This window comes from Bradyrhizobium sp. P2_E8 (assembly GCF_056403875.1).
The window spans coordinates 1-2,306 of the sequence record NZ_JBFUES010001099.1 but is presented as its reverse complement, the minus strand read 5'-3'; the positions used below and the strand labels follow the sequence as shown (position 1 = coordinate 2,306).

Sequence of the window (2,306 nt, the reverse complement as noted above, 5' to 3'; positions counted from 1 at the left end):
GCCGACGCCTGTTTACCGCGAGGTCGAGCGCACCGGCCCGCATCACGATCCGCAGTTCCGCGTCGCGGTGGACCTGCCGGGACTGGCGCCGGCTGAAGGCATCGGTGGCAGCAAGCGCGCGGCAGAGAAGGTGGCGGCCTCAGTGATGATCGAACGTGAAGGTGTTGGCGGCGGCAATGACGGTTGAAGCAAGCGGCGAGGCGCCCGCCGCGACGCGCTGCGGCTTCGTTGCGCTCATTGGCGCACCGAATGTCGGCAAGTCCACGCTGGTCAACGCGCTGGTCGGCGCCAAGGTCACGATCGTCTCGCGCAAGGTGCAGACAACGCGCGCGCTGATCCGCGGCATCGTGATCGAGAACAATGCGCAGATCATCCTGGTCGACACACCCGGCATCTTCTCGCCCAAGCGCAGGCTGGACCGCGCCATGGTCTCGACCGCCTGGAGCGGGGCGCATGACGCCGATCTCGTCTGCGTGCTGCTGGATGCCAAGACCGGCATCGACGAGGAGGCCGAGGCGATCCTCGCCAAGGCGGCCAGCGTCAATCACGAGAAGATCCTGGTGATCAACAAGGTCGACCTGGTCCAGCGCGAGAAGCTGCTGGCGCTGGCGCAGGCCGCCAACGAGCGCATGCCGTTCGCCAAGACCTTCATGATCGCGGCGATCTCCGGCGACGGCGTCGACGACATCCGCTCTACGCTGGCCGAGATGGTGCCGCCGGGGCCGTTCCTCTATCCCGAGGACCAGATGTCGGACGCGCCGATGCGGCACCTGGCGGCCGAGATCACGCGCGAGAAGATCTATCGCAAGCTGCACCAGGAATTGCCCTACCAGTCCACGGTCGAGACCGACAAGTGGGAGGAGCGCAAGGACAAGTCGGTGCGGATCGAGCAGACGATCTTCGTCGAGCGCGAAAGCCAGCGCAAGATCGTGCTCGGCAAGGGCGGCGCCACCATCAAGTCGATCGGCGCGGACTCGCGCAAGGAGATTAGTGAGATCCTCGGCGTGCCGGTGCACCTGTTCCTGTTCGTCAAGGTGCGCGAGAACTGGGGCGACGATCCCGATCGCTATCGCGAGATGGGCCTGGAATTTCCCAAAGAATAAGCAAGAACAGATCGGTATCCGATGAGCGTGCCCACGAACGTCCGGCGCTTCGAAGCGCTGCTCTATGCGTCGTTGATGCTGGATGCGCTGTCGGTGGCGGTGCAGGACCGCACGCCCAATGCCGAGATGACCGAGCAGATGATCATGACGGCGACGCTGCTCGCCGGCGGCATGATCCTGCTGCTGGTCTATTTCGTCTGGCTGGCGGCGCGTTGGCGGAAGAACTGGCCGCGCTGGGTGCTGGCGGCAGCCCTGGTGCTGTCGGTGATCTCGCTCGGCCAGATCATCGGCGAGAAGGGCATGGAGCTCGACAGCGCCATCGAGATCGTGTCCTGCGTGCTGACCACGATGGGCCTGTATTTCTCCTTCAGCGGCGACGCGCAGGGCTGGTTCAACGCGTGAGGTTTTTCGCGGTGCCGTAGGGTCGGCCAAGGCGCGCCCTTGCGCGCCGTGCCCACCACGATCGCGGGGGATCAAAATTGGTGGGCACGCTTCGCTTTGCCCACCCTACGGTCGCTCGAAATGCTAGACTTCCTTAAATGGAATGGACCGACGAAGGCATCGTGCTGGGGGTGCGGCGGCATGGCGAGAGCAGCGCCATCGTCGAGCTGCTGACGCGCGAACACGGCCGCCATCTCGGTCTCGTCCGCGGCGGTGCCGGCTCGCGGATGCGGCCCTTGCTGCAACCGGGCAACAGCGTCAGCGCGGTGTGGCGGGCGCGGCTCGACGAGCATCTCGGTACCTACGCGGTCGAGGGCCTGAAGCTGCGTGCGGCCACGCTGCTGACATCGTCCCACGGCGTCTACGGCGTCACCCATCTCGCCTCGATTGCGCGGCTCCTTCCCGAGCGCGATCCGCACGAGGAGATCTTTGCGCTGCTCGGACATTCGCTCGACGATTTCGACGACATCGGCAGCGCCGCCGTCCACGTGATCCATTTCGAGCTGGCGATGCTCGCCGAGCTCGGCTTCGGGCTCGCGCTGGACAATTGCGCGGTGACCGGGGAGACCACGGACCTGATCTACGTTTCGCCGAAATCCGGCGGCGCGGTGTCGCGCGGCGCGGGCGAGCCATGGCGCGACCGGCTGCTGCGCCTGCCGCCGTTCCTGCGCCAGGGCGAAACCGCGAGCGAACTCACCGACCAGGATCTCCAGGACGGTTTTCGGCTGACCGGATTGTTCCTGCTGCGCCACGTGCTGGAGC

General features: G+C 66.0%; 4 protein-coding genes. All 4 read left to right on the top strand.

What is annotated here, in order from left to right:
* On the top strand, window positions 1–187 hold a 187-nt coding region (locus AC1D00_RS37190; RefSeq protein ID WP_477014095.1), incomplete at its 5' end, for a putative dsRNA-binding protein.
* On the top strand, window positions 177–1,103 hold the full coding sequence (gene era / locus AC1D00_RS37185; protein ID WP_135177211.1) for a GTPase Era: 927 nt from the start codon (window positions 177–179) through the stop codon (window positions 1,101–1,103). The genes AC1D00_RS37190 and era, both read left to right, overlap by 11 nt.
* A 21-nt stretch (window positions 1,104–1,124) precedes the next feature.
* Window positions 1,125–1,505, top strand: coding sequence for a hypothetical protein (locus AC1D00_RS37180; RefSeq protein WP_027547161.1), 381 nt, complete (start codon window positions 1,125–1,127; stop codon window positions 1,503–1,505).
* Between the two features lie 137 nt (window positions 1,506–1,642).
* Window positions 1,643–2,306, top strand: a 664-nt coding sequence (gene recO / locus AC1D00_RS37175; RefSeq protein ID WP_477014094.1) for a DNA repair protein RecO, incomplete at its 3' end; no start/stop codon positions are given.